The organism is Vibrio clamense (assembly GCF_050337905.1).
In the GTDB taxonomy this organism is placed as follows: domain Bacteria; phylum Pseudomonadota; class Gammaproteobacteria; order Enterobacterales; family Vibrionaceae; genus Vibrio; species Vibrio cortegadensis.
Window position 1 is genome coordinate 209,903 of the sequence record NZ_JAKJTJ010000019.1, and the last position, 17,578, is coordinate 227,480.

At 41.7% G+C, this 17,578-nt stretch carries 16 protein-coding genes; 1 reads left to right on the forward strand and 15 read right to left on the reverse strand.

Features of this window, described 5'->3' with window-relative positions:
- The first annotated feature begins 184 nt into the window (after nucleotides 1-184).
- Nucleotides 185-1,867: an aspartate:alanine antiporter gene (locus L4C39_RS03835; RefSeq protein WP_017054539.1), complete on the forward strand. Its 1,683-nt coding sequence runs from the start codon at nucleotides 185-187 to the stop codon at nucleotides 1,865-1,867.
- A 76-nt stretch (nucleotides 1,868-1,943) separates the two neighbouring features.
- Here L4C39_RS03835 and fabV read toward each other — a convergent pair whose 3' ends face one another.
- The 15 genes from fabV to nrfB all read right to left on the reverse strand — a co-directional run bounded on the left by fabV (nucleotide 1,944) and on the right by nrfB (nucleotide 17,299).
- Nucleotides 1,944-3,146 (reverse strand): enoyl-ACP reductase FabV, encoded by a 1,203-nt coding sequence (fabV, locus tag L4C39_RS03840; RefSeq protein ID WP_017054540.1) that lies wholly within the window; start codon nucleotides 3,144-3,146, stop codon nucleotides 1,944-1,946.
- A 255-nt stretch (nucleotides 3,147-3,401) separates the two neighbouring features.
- Complete coding sequence (locus L4C39_RS03845; RefSeq protein ID WP_429744555.1) at nucleotides 3,402-4,631, reverse strand: cysteine desulfurase-like protein; 1,230 nt, start codon at nucleotides 4,629-4,631, stop codon at nucleotides 3,402-3,404.
- A complete protein-coding gene (locus L4C39_RS03850; protein WP_017054542.1) occupies nucleotides 4,615-5,271 on the reverse strand; it encodes a 2OG-Fe dioxygenase family protein in 657 nt (218 codons plus the stop codon). The genes L4C39_RS03845 and L4C39_RS03850 overlap by 17 nt, the downstream gene beginning before the upstream one ends.
- Nucleotides 5,272-5,764: 493 nt before the next feature.
- Entirely contained in the window at nucleotides 5,765-6,862 is a 1,098-nt protein-coding gene (locus tag L4C39_RS03855) for a DUF1513 domain-containing protein (RefSeq protein ID WP_429744557.1), read from the reverse strand.
- Nucleotides 6,852-7,913 (reverse strand): imelysin family protein, encoded by a 1,062-nt coding sequence (locus L4C39_RS03860; protein WP_429744559.1) that lies wholly within the window; start codon nucleotides 7,911-7,913, stop codon nucleotides 6,852-6,854. Before L4C39_RS03860 ends, L4C39_RS03855 begins: the two co-directional genes overlap by 11 nt.
- Before the next feature lie 10 nt (nucleotides 7,914-7,923).
- On the reverse strand, nucleotides 7,924-9,309 hold the full coding sequence (locus L4C39_RS03865; protein ID WP_429744561.1) for a di-heme oxidoreductase family protein: 1,386 nt from the start codon (nucleotides 9,307-9,309) through the stop codon (nucleotides 7,924-7,926).
- Between the two features lie 155 nt (nucleotides 9,310-9,464).
- Nucleotides 9,465-10,724 carry an imelysin family protein gene (locus L4C39_RS03870; protein WP_017054546.1) on the reverse strand — a complete coding sequence of 420 codons (1,260 nt, stop codon included), beginning with the start codon at nucleotides 10,722-10,724 and terminating at the stop codon, nucleotides 9,465-9,467.
- Nucleotides 10,725-10,919: 195 nt separating this feature from the next.
- Nucleotides 10,920-11,549, reverse strand: coding sequence for a GTP cyclohydrolase II (locus L4C39_RS03875; RefSeq protein ID WP_113797334.1), 630 nt, complete (start codon nucleotides 11,547-11,549; stop codon nucleotides 10,920-10,922).
- A gap of 210 nt (nucleotides 11,550-11,759) precedes the next feature.
- A complete protein-coding gene (locus L4C39_RS03880) occupies nucleotides 11,760-11,948 on the reverse strand; it encodes a hypothetical protein (protein ID WP_017054548.1) in 189 nt (62 codons plus the stop codon).
- 115 nt (nucleotides 11,949-12,063) lie between these two features.
- The gene (gene nrfF / locus L4C39_RS03885; RefSeq protein ID WP_371711245.1) at nucleotides 12,064-12,477 is read right to left on the reverse strand and encodes a heme lyase NrfEFG subunit NrfF; all 414 of its coding nucleotides are present in this window, start codon (nucleotides 12,475-12,477) and stop codon (nucleotides 12,064-12,066) included.
- Nucleotides 12,478-12,518: 41 nt separating this feature from the next.
- A complete protein-coding gene (locus tag L4C39_RS03890; RefSeq protein ID WP_113797336.1) occupies nucleotides 12,519-13,046 on the reverse strand; it encodes a DsbE family thiol:disulfide interchange protein in 528 nt (175 codons plus the stop codon).
- A complete protein-coding gene (locus L4C39_RS03895) occupies nucleotides 13,036-14,967 on the reverse strand; it encodes a heme lyase CcmF/NrfE family subunit (protein ID WP_429744564.1) in 1,932 nt (643 codons plus the stop codon). Before L4C39_RS03895 ends, L4C39_RS03890 begins: the two co-directional genes overlap by 11 nt.
- 94 nt (nucleotides 14,968-15,061) lie before the next feature.
- Nucleotides 15,062-16,018 carry a cytochrome c nitrite reductase subunit NrfD gene (nrfD, locus tag L4C39_RS03900; protein WP_017054552.1) on the reverse strand — a complete coding sequence of 319 codons (957 nt, stop codon included), beginning with the start codon at nucleotides 16,016-16,018 and terminating at the stop codon, nucleotides 15,062-15,064.
- The gene (gene nrfC / locus L4C39_RS03905; RefSeq protein WP_017054553.1) at nucleotides 16,015-16,707 is read right to left on the reverse strand and encodes a cytochrome c nitrite reductase Fe-S protein; all 693 of its coding nucleotides are present in this window, start codon (nucleotides 16,705-16,707) and stop codon (nucleotides 16,015-16,017) included. The genes nrfD and nrfC overlap by 4 nt, the downstream gene beginning before the upstream one ends.
- Nucleotides 16,708-16,711: 4 nt before the next feature.
- Nucleotides 16,712-17,299 (reverse strand): cytochrome c nitrite reductase pentaheme subunit, encoded by a 588-nt coding sequence (gene nrfB / locus L4C39_RS03910; protein ID WP_261888314.1) that lies wholly within the window; start codon nucleotides 17,297-17,299, stop codon nucleotides 16,712-16,714.
- Nucleotides 17,300-17,578 lie beyond the last annotated feature (279 nt).

A 17,578-nucleotide genomic window follows, 5' to 3' on the forward strand; every position in this document is an offset into this window, starting at 1 on the left:
GCTCAACCACAGTATCTAAAATAACCCGCTATTGATAGGCGGGTTTTTTATATCTACTGTTTTCGTTATGTTATGTCAGCTAATAGCAAAAGATAAAAAATATCACTTATCATTTTTTTATTATTCGCTACAATCCCCCACTCTTAAATACCTTTTATAAATCAAGTTAAACTGAGCTAACGCTGTGAATATAGACGTAGTACTACTACTAGAGCAAAACCCCATCCTTTTAATTTTTGTTGTCCTTGCTATTGGCCTTGCCTTTGGAAAAATCCGCTTTGGAAGTTTGCAATTAGGAAACTCGATTGGCGTGCTAATCACTTCACTTGTTATGGGCCACCTCGGTTTCTCATTTAACTCGGAAGCTCTCACTATCGGCTTCATGCTCTTCATCTATTGCGTTGGTATTGAAGCTGGCCCCAACTTCTTCGGCATTTTTTTTCGCGATGGCAAGCATTACCTTATTCTCAGCCTCGTGGTGTTAGTCTCCGCTGTCTCTTTGACCTACTTCTGTAGCCATTATTTGGGGCTTGATTTCGGTTTAGCTGCCGGGATGATGGCAGGTGCACTGACCGCAACACCCGTTTTAGTAGGTGCTCAGGATGCATTAAATTCCGGACTGGCGAATATTCCGCGAAATATGGATATCGGACTGATACTTGAGAGTATTTCAGTCGGTTACGCTATGGCGTATTTGGTTGGCTTAATCAGCATGATAATGTTTGCTAAATTGTTGCCTAAGCTTCAAAAAGAGAATTTGCACGATTCAGCTCAACAGATCGCAAAAGAGCGCGGTCTTGGAGGCGGAAGTCAGCGTAAGGTCTACTTACCTATTATTCGAGCCTATCGCGTTGGGCAAGAGCTGATTGACTGGACTGATGGCAAAAACCTACGTGAGCTTGGTATCTACCGACAAACAGGTTGTTACATTGAACGAATTCGTCGTAATGGCATTCTTGCCCATCCTGATGGGGATGCTATTTTACAAGAAGGTGATGAAATAGCATTAGTAGGTTTTCCAGATAGTCATGCTCGCCTAGATCCTAGTTTCAGAAACGGTAAGGAAGTTTTCGATCGAAATTTACTCGATTTGCGCGTGGTTGAAGAAGAGATCGTAGTTAAAAGTGACAGTATCGCAGGTAAGCGCCTTTCGGATCTCAACCTGTCAGAGTATGGGTGTTTTCTAAACCTTGTAACGCGAGCTCAAATCGAAATGCCGATGGATTTGGATATCGTTCTCGCTAAAGGTGATGTCCTGCAAATTAGTGGTGAAAAGAGCCGAGTTCACGGTCTAGCGGAAAAAATTGGTTTCATTTCTATACATAGCCAAATGGCTGATTTACTTGCATTCTGTAGCTTCTTTATTTTAGGCCTACTCTTCGGGTTAGTCACAATGACCTTTGGGCAGGTCTCGTTCAGCTTAGGTAACGCAGTAGGGTTATTACTTGCCGGTATTACCCTTGGATTCTTAAGAGCCAATCACCCTACTTTTGGTTATGTCCCGCAAGGTGCATTGAACATGGTTAAAGACCTTGGCTTAATGTTCTTTATGGTGGGGATCGGTTTAAGTGCCGGTGGGAATATGTTCGAGCATTTAACCCAAGTTGGACCTCAAGTTATTGGCTTATCACTCATCGTGAGTGTGGTTCCCGTGATGCTCGCGTATTTAGTCGGGGCGTATGTTTTAAAAATGAACAGAGCCATGTTGTTCGGTGCCATTATTGGAGCAAGAACGTGTGCGCCAGCAATGGATGTCGTTAATGAGTACGCAAAATCGACCATTCCGGCATTGGGCTACGCAGGCACTTATGCTATCGCCAATATATTGATGACTTTAGCAGGAACGTTCTTAATTATTCTTAGCTAAAAGTCAAAACGGTCAGATAACAAAAAGGCGCTCAATGAGCGCCTTTTCTATTATCAGTAATTTCTGATTAATCGACTTAAATATCAATCACATCAAAATCGATGGCTGTAGCTACGTCAGCGTCGTAATCAACACCGTCTACACCGAAACCAAACAGTTTCAAGAACTCTTCTTTATACTCAACGTAATCCGTCAGTTCTTTAAGGTTTTCAGACGTCACTTGTGGCCAAAGGTTACGACAATGCTGTTGGATGTCTTCACGCAGTTCCCAGTCATCTAGGCGTAAACGGTTTTTATCGTCCACTTCTGCAACGCTGCCATCTTCTTTATACAGACGTTGGCTAAACATACGGAAAATCTGTTCCATACAGCCTTCATGTACACCTTCTTCGCGCATTTTCTTGAATACCATCGCAATGTATAACGGCATAACAGGAATCGCAGAGCTTGCCTGAGTCACAACAGATTTGAGTACTGCAACATTCGCGGTACCACCTGTTGAGCTAAGCTTCTCATTTAATGCCGTTGCAGCGCGATCTAAATCCATCTTCGCTTTACCTAACGCGCCATCCCAGTAGATAGGCCATGTTAGCTCTGTTCCGATGTAGCTGTAAGCAACCGTTTTGCAGCCTTCAGCAAGCACGCCTGCATCAGAAAGCGCATTCATCCAAAGTTCCCAATCTTCACCGCCCATTACAGTCACAGTGTCTTTGATCTCTTCTTCAGTTGCAGGCTCAACGCTCGCTTCAATGATTTGATCTTTATTGGTATCAACCGCTGTAGCCGTATATGTCTCACCGATAGGCTTCAGAGATGAACGAATCAACTCACCAGAATCAGGGAGCTTACGAACAGGAGACGCTAATGAGTAAACCACCATATCGATTTGACCTAAGTCTTCTTTGATTAAATCGATTGTTTTTTGTTTAGCTTCATTTGAGAATGCATCGCCATTTAAGCTTTTAGCGTACAAGCCTTCTTCATGTGCACATTTTTCAAAAGCAGCTGAGTTGTAGTAACCCGCCGTACCAGGTTTTTTCTCAGTACCCGCTTTTTCAAAGAAAACACCAATCGTTGATGCCCCGCCACCGAATGCCGCTGCAATACGAGAAGATAGACCGTAGCCACTTGATGAACCCACAACAAGTACACGTTTAGGTGCATTTTTGATTGGGCCTTGCGCTTTAGTATAAGCAATTTGTTCTTTTACGTTCGCTTCACAACCCACTGGGTGCGTTGTAGTACAGATAAATCCACGAATTCTAGGTTTGATGATCATATTCAACTTCCTTAAAAAATCCTTGGTAGGATAAAAGTTTCGCTCTCAAATGGCATCTAATTTCTTCAAAAAGACCCTTAAAATGTAAGTGGTTGGAGCACTACCGGCCACTTTTGTTCCCAAAAATATGAAAAAGACGGAAATAGCGTCATAAACAGGATCATTATATTTTGATAAGAGCATAAAAAATACCAACCAGTGTATCTCTGATTGGTATTGATATCTTTCAAGTATACATCAATAAGTCGAGTAAATTTACAGCCCGTTAAGCGCCTCAAACAGCTGATCGACCTCTTCTATTGTGTTGTAATGCATGAAGCCGATTCTTACGACACCACCACTCTCCTCTAAGCCAAGTTGCCTAATCAGCCCCAGCGCATAAAAGTGGCCATTCCAGACGCAGATGTTGTGTTCACCTAAACTTTTAGCGACAAATTCGGGATGATGATGTTTGAATGTAAGAGCAAAGGTTGGAGTACGAAGGTTCGAATCAGCTTCATCACGCCCATGTAGAGCGACCTTATCACCAAGTGTACTCAAACGTTTTAAGAAGTATTCACTGAGCGCTTGTTCATGCTGATTATATTGACTGAAACTCTGTTCAAGCTTCTTCCTCAATGAGCTACCTTTCTCGCCCCATTGTGACAAATACTCCACCGCTTGGATCACGCCAGCTAAGCCTTCAAAGCTTTGAGTGCCAGTTTCGAACCGACCAGCGCCTAAATTCGTTGCAGGTTCAACTTTGTAAGGTTGAATGGTTTGCAGCCATTGAGGTGCAATATATGCAATACCAACATGTGGGCCGAAGAACTTATAAGCCGAACAGGCTAGAAAGTCACAGCCTAAATCTTGAACATCAATCAGATGATGCGGCGCGTAATGAACAGCATCAACATACACTTTCGCGCCAACAGAGTGAGCCTGTTCGATCACTGTTTTTACATCGACAATTGAGCCTGTGGTATTCGATGCGAATGTTACCGCCACCAGCTTAGTTTTCTCACTAAGCAGAGAGGCAAAGTGATCCATATCCAACGAGCAATTACTTTCATCGACTTTAACCTGATGTACTACAACGCCTTTATCTTCAGCCGCTTGCTGCCAACTTGAAACATTTGAATAGTGATCTAATGCTGTGACGATGATTTCGTCTCCAGCCTTCCAATCTCGGCTTATTGCTCGACTCAATTGAAAGGTCAACGACGTCATGTTCGCCCCAAACACCATATTATCGGGAGTTTCTGCATTCACTAGAGCTTGAACTGACTCTCTTGCCTGTGCCATCAGATTTGTCGTGTGTTGACTCGAAAAAAAATGCCCGCCTAGATTGGAGTTATAGAAACCGAGATAGCTTGTCATCGAATCCAAGACAGATTGCGGCACTTGAGAACCTCCAGGGCCATCCAAAAATATCACGGGCTTTCCATTATATTGCTGAGATAACGCACTAAACTGTTCACGAACAGAATTAAGATTGAAGCTCATTACGCGCATCCTTTGCTGTCAGAACAAAAACATCCATATGTCCTTTTTCTTCATTCTCGACGGGACATATCGGTTGAGCGTTATGCCACAGCTTGCTATCGGCCAACATCGCTACTTCACCATTCTCTAGTATTTTTCTGAAAAATGGTGCTTCATTGCTATTGTTGTACAGCATAATCTCACCACCAATGATGTTACTACGATCAATACCGATTAATGCAAGGTGATCAAAACCATCTTGGTGAACCCCTTCCGGCGCAACTTGTGTCTCATCGTATATTGCTGCGATTCGAATTTGATGAATTTCAATTTCTTGCCCGTTAGGTAACTTGTTGCTATCAACAAACAGTTGGCACATCTCCTTCATGCCATCACTATCGAGAATGCCCTGCTCAATGGATTCAAATTGACGGACAATATCACCTTGAAAATGGTTAATATCATCAGTTTGTACAAACCCTGGGTTATCCAACTCTGTCACGGTTCCATCTTGCAGGCATATAACTGAATAACGACGTAATCGATATTTACCATCCGCATGTTCTGTTGATGGTAGTTGGTTAAATGAAGGGGATAACTGTTCTAAAGCGTGACGGGATAAACTAGTGATATGTAGGGTACTCTCGTGGTTATGTAACATCATCGACTCCTTGATAAAGAAACATTAACAATCAATAAATTTAACATTTAGTTTACACAAAGAATACGCACAAATATGGCAAACACAAGGCGTCGCCATCAATAATTCCATAAAATAGACAAAAACCACACTAAACACCAACAAGTTAACAATTAGAAGTTAAACACTCCGATATTTGAATTGTGGATAGTTAAAAAGCAGATGAGTTCACTGCGGTCACACTAAAATATTGAAATTATTGAAAATTGTATTTATATCGTCTCATCACTTTACTTAAGATGTAAGAATCTCGCGAAATTTTAGCGGGGAGTAAATGCGATATTATCAGAGTAAAAAAGTGTCAGAATTCAGATAAAGCAGTGTGTTTGACTCTACGATGTTATACCGGCATTCAGTTCGAATATAAATCCAACCCCGAACATTTTTGTGTACAGCCCTTAACAATCAAAGGGCCGTCATCGTAAAAGCTCAAGTCAAAATGTGATTCAATAGATCAAATGGCAGACCAATGGTTATCCCATTGCACGCCAGAGTATTTGGAAGTGGATTGCTGCTTATTGCGAGTAACAACCGAGCCCGAGCCAGAGCTCACCTTAAACATGCCGTTAGCTTCAATCACACCGGATGCATCAGGAAGTGCCGCTAATTCGATCAATGCGCCACTCTCTTTCGACCATATCCCATAACAGTTGCCACGAGGCGATGTCGCCAGAATCAATTCATCACTTGCTGCAATGCTTGCAATATAGTGATTGAATCGTGCCCACTGTTCAGGCTCTGCTTGAAGCTGAACCATGTCTTTACCGCGACGGTGCATCGCCAGTAAAGAGGGATACTCATCAGGTTCACCACGGTACTGCTGACCGCAAAGCACGGTATCACTTCCGTCATGTGCCAAGTGTCGAATGCTTAAGTGGCGGTCATCAAGAGAAACTTGATCGAGTAACTTTCCTTCTGCGGATACATAACTCAAACTAGGCGACATAGCGTCGAGATTCAATGCGTTTCGTCCATCAGTATGAACGCCACCTACCCCAATCGCGAGTGTATTATCTGGCATTGCGATCACTTCATGGGGCCCCAATCCAAAACCGGAAAACTCTTCCACTTTCTTATAGCCATCTTGAACACGGTATACACCAATGATCCCACGGCTAGTACCACGTTCACCTTCGGTTGCATACAAGTACATACCATCATTACTGAAAACACCATGACCATAATAATGGCGATTTTTATCCGCTGGCCGCAGCAAGATCTGCTCACCAGATAAATAATCGAACACCATTAAATATGAGCCCGGACGCCTAGCAAAAACAGCAGCGTGATATTTATACTGATGCTCACCATGTTGGCTATTGATAGCAACGCCATGACCACGCTCAGGTATTGGTAATGAGTGAACTTCAACGCCAGATTCATCAGCGACAACAGCACGATACTGCTTTTTTGCACTCAAGGAGCAACCTATCAATGCCGGAGAAGCATTGGCGTTGACTGATTGCGCTGCACATCCATAGGGCAATACAGGAACCATCGCCCCATACATAGCCGCTTTCAATAGCGTTCTTCGATTTAAATCAGTCACCATCGGTCGCGTTAAATCCTATCACTACGCCAAGTTCAATTGCCACTTCTTCATGGATCAAATAATTAAGCTGTTCTAATTTATTGTATTGTGCAAGTACGTTTTGGTACCCACTCTTAGTTTGTAGCATATTGAATAGGCTGTCTTGCTCTGGCCAAGTGTCGATGGCCATATCAAACTGTAAAGCGATTCGATCAGAAAGTTCGCCTTTATCTCTCATACGCAAGATCGCATCCAATCCAGAACCATTGGCAAAATAAATAGCCTGCATCGCTTTCAGATTCTCCTTCAGATTGGATAACGATGACGCAGAACGCCACGACTCAGAAAAGTAGGCTCGTGGATGGCCCATTTTTGCCAGTGGTCGACTCAACTTCTTCATACTGTATTCAAGCTGATTCGAAAGTAGGCTCACGTATTCCGAATTCCACTGTGCTTCATTCATCGAGGTCCAAGGGTTAATGAGCCATGCCTGTCGAATCTGTGAAGTACGATTCTGTAAATTCTGGCTGATTGCAGTCGCTGATGAGCATGTCTCACCTTTATTGGTAAGCAGAGGTGACTGGGCGTCAAACAACATCCACTCAATAGCACCAAGACCTTGCACCGTCACGCTCTGGTTCGAGATCTCTTCAGCTGTCCATGATTTATCATATGACACCAACTGAGACATTTTTCGACCTGTCGTATTCTTTTTGTCTGGCCAGAATTGAACATTCCAACTCTGCTCCAATGCTTTTACCGGGCCTCTCTCCTGTCCTTGTAAATGCATCCAAGCCGCCATCGATGCTTGCCAATATCCTTTTAAATCCGAAAGGTCGGCTCCATTAGAGCAGAATGACTTTATCGACTTATTTAAAGATATTGCTTGTTCGTTCAGTTTCACAGCTGATTGAAACTGTACTTGGTACAAGCTGGAACTGATATGTTCAGTCGTGTCCATTTTGCTCACCACTGCTTGGTTTGATGAGTGTTTCGAGTCAGTACTCTGACATCCTAAAACCAATACAGTCGGAACAATTAAACTCATTATCCGAGATGTTTTTAACCACATATACTTATCCTTACAATGAGTTTAAGAAAGCAATCAGCGCATCACGCTCTGCTTTGTCAAAACCGAGGACTTGCTGTTTTGCTGATTCCGCTTCTCCACCATGCCAAAGCACAGCTTCCAGAAGGTTTCTTGCTCGACCATCATGCAAAAACATCGTGTGCCCGTTGACTTCTTTTGTATAGCCAATGCCCCATAGCGGCGCTGTTCTCCACTCTTGGCCATTTGCTAAATACTCAGGACGATTATCTGCAAGCCCTTCACCCATATCATGCAGTAACATATCGGTATAAGGGTTAATTACTTGGTTTGAAATCGCGGGTAGACCCTCACGATTTGCCGTCTTGATATTGGTTTGGTGACAGCTTTGGCAACCAGATTGAGCAAAAAGAGCTTGCCCTTTCATTACGGTTTCGTCTTTCACGTTACGGCGAATAGGGACAGCAAGGTGCTGAGAGTAGAACTCTACAAAGTCTAGAATATTATCACTTACTTCAATATCGCCACCATTTGGCAATTCATCGCATAAGCTCTGTTTCGATGTACAGTTTTCATTTGGGAAAAGTGAACTCGTTAATCCAACATCACCATTAAAGGCGGCCGCGTTTTGCTGCATCAAATTCGGCTGTCCAGCTTTCCAACCAAAACGACCAAGCGCAAATTCATCCGCTTGAACGTCCCATACACGGTTAGCTTTACCTGAAACGCCTTGTCCCGCTAGCTTCTGTTGTTCAGCAAACGCCAAAATAGTACTTTCAGGAATACTTTCAAGCAGACCAAGACCAATCATAGGTGGGGCGACGCGAGCAGAAAATTGAGTGTCTGGGTGCATCTCACCAAAGCCGAGATCATTAATGGCTAATGTGGGTTTACGTAAGGTGACAATGACACCATCTTTAAACGTGACAGGGACATCGGTGTAATCAATTTGAATTGAACCTTCAGGTTTTATATTTGGTAAGGAAAAGTCTTGTAGTTGACCACCGTACGTGGGTTCTGGAATGACACCATCTTTGATATACGCTTTTTTTTGCTCTGCCGTCATGGCTGGAATGCTTAGCCTAACTAGCATAGAGACGGCATGAGTATCCCCTTTTTCAGGAGCGTGCCCTCGCCCATCTTTAATGTGGCAGTTCTGACAACCATTCGTATTGAATAGAGGTCCTAACCCATCACGAGCATCGGTTGAAGCTGGTGCTTGCACCCACGGATTACGGAAAAAACTGTTACCAACACTAAAATCAAGGCGTTTGCTCATTGGTAAATTTGCAGCAGGTAAAGAAAAGGCATTGCTCCCTTCTTTTTTCACACTGGTTTGCCCACCAGATTTAACATCACTTGCCTGTATTGAAAACGATGTGATCAAGGCAATAGCTGCTGAGAAAATATATGATTTCATAACTGTATTCTTATTGTGTAATTTAGCTTTCAAAAATGCCATCAAAGAGTGGTCATATTGCAGGCGGTTTCCGCTGTCATTGACTTAAATATGATTATTATTTTAGAGATAGCAGAAAGGGCTCAAGAGAGCCCTTCTATATTATTATTTTATGCTTAGAATTCGTGATCGGCAGTATCTGGGTTTAAGCTGCTGATACCAATGACAGATGCCGCTCTTTCAATAGAACCAGTTTGTGCAACCAATGCCATGATTGTCTTATTAACCAAAGCATTACCTGCCGGGTTGTTAGCGGCAATCAGTTGATCGAAATGCTGATTGTTTTTCTCTGCTGAAGTCACCAATTGACCAACTTGTGCGCGAGCTAGATCGAACTGTTTCTGGATCTCTTTAGCCGCTTTTTTGTCTTTCTGAGCCACTAAATCGTAAAGGCTAGGTCCTGAAAGTAACTTGCCACTTTCACGTTTGTACAAACCTGTATAAACGTTATAGATCCCTTGCTCATTGTAGTAGTGAGAGTTATGAGTGTTATCAGAGAAACAGTCATGCTCATCTTCCGTTGAGTTTGCCTCTAATGCCACTTTCATACGCTCGCCGGCTAACTCACCTAATGAAAGTGACCCCATGCCGAACAGCATTTTACGCAAACCGTTATCAGCAGAATCTGCTAATAGCTCTTGGCGATAGTTACCTTTTTCACCGGCTTCCCACTGTTTTTCCATCCACTCAAGATCTTGGATCAAAAGTTCAGCAGCCGCTTTAAGATATTGACCACGTCGATCACAGTTGCCATTTGTACATTCGCTGCCTACAACGAAATCGGTGTATGCACGAGCGCCTGCACCAGCATTTGTACCGTTAAGATCTTGACCCCAAAGTAAGAATTCAATCGCATGGTATCCAGAGGCTACATTCGCTTCAGAGCCACCAATTTCATTTAAATCTGCGATCAACTCAGGAGTGATGGTTGTTGCATCAATAACACTTGAACCAACTTTAAGAGTTTTGTTAGCTACGATATTTGCACTCGCACCTTCATTACCAAGCTCATACTGATAATCACTACCAACATAATCAATTAAACCTTCATCAAGAGGCCAAGCATTCAGTTGCCCTTCCCAGTCATCGACCACGACGTTACCAAAACGGAATACTTCAGATTGTTGGTACGGTACGCGTGAATCTAACCAAGTTTGTTTTACTTTCTCAAAACTTGATGCTGAAGGTTGGGCTAAAAACCCATCAATTGCTGTGTCCAGAGTTTTCGCTGTAATAACAGAGTCTTCAAATACCGCGTGAGCAATATCTGCGTAATGCTCTACTACTTGATCTTTAGTTACTGCGGCAAATGTAGAGCCTGAAGCTAGAAGTAGTGACGATGCAATGGTTGTTGCCACTAAATGTTTAATAGTCATGAAAGCGTCCTTGTTGAGCTTAATCGTATTCTAAATTTTAATTATATTGATAGTGCAACTTATTATCATTTGCACTTAGGTTTGGGATAATACAAATTTACAATTTTTTTGCAAGACAAAAACAAAAAAACCTCACAATAGTGAGGCTTTATTCAAATTCAACAGAAAATCTAGGGAAGAGACTTTAAGGAGGGGCTACAACTTCAGGTTGTGTTTCCCATGAGAGACTTTCGCTTGTAAGTAGCTTTCGTTGCCCGATTTAATATGAGCGAGCGTATTAACGACTGATTCTATTTCAATACCAAAGTTCTTAAGATCATTGATTTTTTTAGGATTATTGGTAACTAAATGAATTTTATTAATACCCAATGCTGTTAACATTTGTGCGGCTTCAGTGAAGTCTCTAAGGTCATCACCAAATCCAAGATGATTGTTCGCCTCATAGGTATTCATCCCTTCAGTTTGAAGTTTGTATGCATCAATCTTGTTATATAGACCAATACCACGACCTTCTTGCCGTAAATAAAGAATGATGCCGCCTTGCTCACCCATCTTTTGGATCGTTTCTTCTAACTGCTCACCACAGTCACAACGGGATGAATGAAAAACATCGCCAGTCAAGCACTCTGAATGCATTCTAACTAACGGAATTGTGGGTAGCTGATCAACAGACTTGAAGACAACCGCTACATGTTCTTTATCCGTTTCTAATCCTTTAAAAGAGAGCATCTCTGCATCGATGTTACTCTTTGCTCCGACTTTCAACTCTATTCTGGCACGTACTTCCGCCATATTCTCACTCACTTGACTATTTGTTGTCTGCATTTTAGAAAAGGAATGCAGTGTATTCGCACTACGATTCTTCAACTATGGGGACTCACGCCTCATTTTTCAATGACCAAATCATAATTGTTATATTATAACATTTCAATCCACAGGCAATAAAAAGCCCCAATTTTATAATGATAAAATTGAGGCATTATACTAAAGTTGCTTATTTTCAATGTGTTATATTATCCACACATAACGAACACATTAGCAATTCAGTTGCTGTTTCTGCGATTTTTTCCACACCGCTAATTGAATCCAAACACTTTCCAGTTCAGAAAGCTCCTCTTGAGTGAGTAGAGAAACACTTGAGGTCGAGATTCCGGAATTATTGGCTTGCATAGAACGAAGATGCGCATAAAAGTCATTTTTTAATTGCGAGGTTATCGAGTCCATGTGCAAAGCCTTATATTCAATTAACGTTTGGTATAGTGCGAAGTGATATTATTTGATTAAATAATATCACTTCGTTTATATATTACACAATCATTAATTGAAAATGGAATAATAGTCACAAACTATTTTTTTTAACACTTTTTATCGCAAAGAGTAGAAATAAGATCAACAACAGCAGTGGAAAGATCCAAAGTAATAGATTTTTCGCATTAAATGCGGGCTTATACATAACAAAATCACCAAAACGATCCGTCATAAATTCTATTATTTCTTCTTCTGACTTACCCTCTTTTACCATGGTAAAGACTTTTAAGCGCAAATCTTTAGCTATTGGAGAGTTAGATTCGACAAGATTTTGGTTCTGACACTGTGGGCAACGCAATGACTTTGCGAGTAAAATGGCATGTTTCTGCTGTAAAGGCGTATCAAACTCAAACAATTCAACCTGTTGGCTGACTTCTTTACTTGCTCCGACAAACACCTCGTCAGTTGAGGCTTGAGCATGACAAGAGGCTAATACAACCATCATAAAAAAATATAGTATTTGCATAGTTTTTCTTCAACGATTCATCAATTATTAAAGTAGCGTTTAAATTCTTGGTTCCAAATATCACGGGTTAATGCTCCACTGTATTTCTTAATTATAATTCCATCCCTGTTAATTAAATAAGATTCAGGAGTACCAATAACGCCAAGATCCAACGCAAACTCTCCACGAGGATCAAATATGATCCTTCTGTAAGGATCACCCTCCTCCAAAAGCATATTATTTGCCAGTTTAAGATCATCCCTATAATTCAAACCAATGATATTAATATTCTCATCTTTCAATTCTTTGAGAAATTCATGCTCTGATTTACAAACGCCACACCAAGAGGCCCATACATTGAGCAATTGAACATTCTCTGTAAGAACATCAACCTTGGTGAGAACTTGCTGTGAATCTCTTAAGTCCGCTTGCATGAACTCAGGTAAAGGTTTATTAACCGAAACTGATTTACTACTCTGACTCTCAGATAACCCAATGGTCAGAGTGCCAATAAAAGCACACATCACGAGGAACAGTACGCCAATTTTTAGTTTGGTTTTATTTTGCAAAGCCAGCCCCTGTATTGGTTTTTTGTTGATTTTCGCGACTGCGTTTTGGTTGAACTAAAAGCAACACTACGCCTAAAATCGAAAGCAGCGCTCCTAGCCATATCCAGCGAACATACGCCTTGTATTGAATCCTTACAGCATAGGATTTGAGATCGACCTTCTCTCCAACCGTGACATAAATATCACCATGCCAGAACCATTTCATAGCCGGTTCACTCATGTTCATTACGCGGACTTGATAATGGCGTCTCTCAGGTATAATGATATCAGTCCGGTTATTGCCGCTAATCTCTAACCATATCTTCTCTGATGTATAGTTTGGCCCAATATATAACTCAGTGTCTAAATGTTTGATCGTCCAGTCAGCGAATACCACTTCTGTTCCTGGTGCCATTCTGCAGTTAAGTTCATAAGAGTGTTCGCTATTCATCGCAGAACCTATACAAACAACAGCAACACCAATATGCGCCATATTAACCGCAACACTTCGTACTCGACCCGATGTTACCAGCGAAAATTTCAGCAAATACAGATGAGATAACACCACCCAAACTGCAATTATCCAGGTTAGTTGTACTAGCCAATCACTGTATTCAACTTGAACCTGGTAGAGCAATACACCAACAACGATAGAAGTAATAGCGGTAATGATAACGACTTGTTTTACGCTCTTACGCTGTTTGTAGTAAGAAATAAAAGGGCTGGCTCCCATCATAAATAGAGCAATGAGCGCTAGCGGAGAAAAAACGGTATTGAAGTAAGGAGCTCCTACCGAAATATTTCCTAATCCTAATAAGCTAAATAGCATTGGATAGAAGGTCCCAACGAGGACAACTATCATCGCAACAATAAGCAGGCTATTGGCCAGCAGTAACACAAAACTCTTACTCAGAAAGTGAGTGATAGGCTCGGATTTAATCTCGTCGCCTCTAGTCAGCAATAGACAAAATGATCCGAATAAAACAAGTGAAAGTATCAATAAGAGTGTCAATCCTTTCCCCGGATCAACGGCAAAAGCATGAACGGATGTCAGTACTCCAGATCGAACGATGAACGTGCCTAGAATGCTCAAACTGAAAGTGATAAAAGACAGCGAAAACGCCCATTTCATTAGCTGACGCTTATAACGAGCAACAGACAAACAGTGCAATAGTGCTGTTGAAGTTAACCACGGCAATAAAGATGCATTTTCTACCGGATCCCAAAACCACCAACCACCCCAGCCTAGTTCGTAATAAGCCCACCAAGAGCCCAGAATAATGCCACCAGTTAGAAACACCCAAGCGCTCTGGCACCAAGGCTGACAATACTTAACCCAGTTGTACTCAATTTCCGGCGTTAATAAGGCGGCAACGGCAAATGCCAGTACCGTCGAAAGGCCAACATAGCCCAAGTAGAGCAGTGGCGGATGGAATATTAACCCCACATCTTGGAGCATAGGATTTAAATCTCGCCCCTCTACAGGAATCATAGAACTCATCACAAATGGATTGGATGCGATAAGCGTAAACCACGCAAACACCGCAATTAAGCCATTCATCACCCAGAGAACATTGATCAAATATGCTCGCGGATAACGTCGGTTCAACGTAATTAAACCACTCCAGCACCCAAGAGTTAAAACCCAGAAAAGCAGGGAGCCTTCATGACCACCCCATACGGCCGCCAATTTGAAAAATATCGGTAATTCAGTATTAGAGTGCGCTGCAACATATGATATTGAAAAATCATCAATATAGAAGGCGAAGCCAAGCAGGACTATACTCACGATAGAAAACAGCGCAGATAGCTGAGTACAAGAGCGCACAGTAGAGAGTTCAATCGGCGAGTTTTGCTGTCTTTTCCAGCCAATAGCCACGCAGATTATTGAACTCAAACAAGCGACTAGAACAAGAGAAAATAGACCTAACTCACCAATCATAAAACCTCAAAAAAAAGCCCCACCAAAATCAGTGGAGCTTATAGTTTACAAGCAATGACACTTTCAAACACTAGTGTTATCAATCAAAACTGATTTAAACAACTGTCATTTGACCTGCGTATAGAATGAAAGTACGTAACATCAATACGCCCACTAAACTCAGCGTTGTTACGACTAAAATAAAACCGCCACTATGACGAATTGACTTAGGCGTGACTGCATTAAGTAGAAGCGGTAGCAACATACCTGCGCCAATTACGCCCCACCAGAACCAAGATGCCCAAAAGCCTTCGCCAATCGCATTCATTGCCGAAATCTCAGCCTGTCCACCAGAGAAAATTAGTCCAGTGAAGAAGGTGACCAAAACGAACAACTCAAACATAACGACTGGACGTTCAAACCCGTGGATCCATGAAACACTTGGCCCATGCGGAGACTCTTTAAATACAAGAACGCCGAATAAGATACATGCCGCAGCACCAGAGGATAGGCTTGAAAACAAGAACAGTATTGGAAGTACTGGATTATTCAGCATTGGGTACGTTTGAAGTGCTGACAATAGGAAACCAGTATAAGCCGCTAGTAGTAGCGCAAGGAACCCAAGGAATAGCTCAATTGAATTCTCAAACTTAGTGAATTTCTCCAGTAAACCATCAACAAATGCAAAGCGACCTTGTAGGAAATCGACAATTTGTTTTTTAAAGATGATACCAATCCAAACAAACAATACCGCCATGTAGACTTGGAAGAGAATAACCCCCATAGACATCACAGATGTTGGATTAAAGAAGATCATTATTTTCCAAAACGAAAGTGGTTTTGTTAGATGGAAAATAAGAATCGTTAGGCCAGATATGATACCGAATGGTGCAAGGAAAGCCGTCGCTTTCAAAATACCATTTTCAGCTGGGTTTCCTTCAATTACCTTGCGTTTAAGGTAAATTGAGATCATTACAGCACCTGCTGACATACCAGCTAAGAACAAGTAGATAGCAATAATCCAATCCCACACGACTGTGCTAGATTGAAATGCGGTGTCCCATGCACTCATGATGAAATCTCCCCTTTCTGATGCGGTACTTTGAACAACTTAGGCTTAGTACCCAAATGAACCTTATCTCGATAAACCACTTCATTCTTCAATACTTGATTGATCTCACTTTCAGGATCGTTCAAGTCACCAAATGTCAGCGCCTTCGTCGGGCAAGACTCGACACATGCAGGTAATTTACCTTGAGCAAGATTTGTGTCACGACAGAAGTTACATTTATCTGCTGATTTGTTTTCAGGATGGAAGAAACGAACTTGGTAAGGACAAGCCGCTAAACAGTAGCCACAGCCGACACACTTATCGTGGTGCACATCGACGATGCCTGTTTTCTCATCTTTATAGGCTGCGCCTGTAGGGCAAACCATAACACAAGGAGCATTTTCACAATGTTGACAAGATTGGCGAGTAAAACGGTATTCAACATCAGGGAATTCGCCTTGAGGTTCACTGCGAATGATCTCTAATCGTGATACACCTTCAGGAACATTATTTACTTCACGACAAGCATCTGAACATGCCGTACAACCGATACAAGCAGTTTCATCGTGGATCATACCATAGCGTTTATTGCCATCTTCTTGAACGCTTGCCAATGTTTTACGGCTAGTAACAACAGCGGTACCCGCAACACCAGTAGTAACAATAACGGCACCAGCGCCTGCTAAGAAATTACGTCTAGAACAACTCATAACATCACTCCTCTTCTTTTAACTGGTTGAAGTCTGAGTGGCAATCCACGCATAGCTTAATTTTTTCTTTCTTGTCGAATGCCAATACTTTCGCTTTCTTAGCGTGAACATCGTGGCAATTAGAACAAGTTAAGTTTTTCGCGTGAACATCGTGTGTCCAACTGGACTCACGTAAATATTCTGGCTTATGACAATCGGTACATTGACTGTTCGCTTTTAAAATAGCGTCAGGTTCAAGGAATACCTTTTCAGAGCCAGGTTGCGATTGAGCGTTGGAGTACTTAATAACCTTCGGAGCACCTTCACGGTGATCAGGACTAATATTGCTATGACATTCCGTACAATTTACTTCGCGTCCAAGAATTTTATGCGCATCTTCGCCATGAGAACCAAAAAGAGTTTCTTTTGAATCTTTATGACATTGCACACATTTATAATCTTTATCACGAATGAGGCTGACTTCATGTCGTGTCGAGGCATCTTCAACCTGAACAGATGAAGAGTCGGCAACGGCATGGATGGAATAACCATAGAGACAGAATGCTAGAAGAGACTTCAACATTATGGCTATGGTCAATTTTATATTGCCCATTATATCCTTTCCTTATACCAGCGAAATTAAGCTCTCTACTTAATTATTCCGGTCAAATAAAATGTACCTTTAGAATGGTATATTGCCAAATCTAAATGATATCAATTCTTATTTTGGATAAGCCACAACGCTATAAGTAAATATAATAACTCTATAGTAGTAGAATATATATATACACCTCTCAAATTAGTGACCTATTTCACCTTATTAATATAATGGTCATATCTCTAACTATATGAACTATTTGAAGAAACAAGCTTAATAACTACCCCTTTAGGG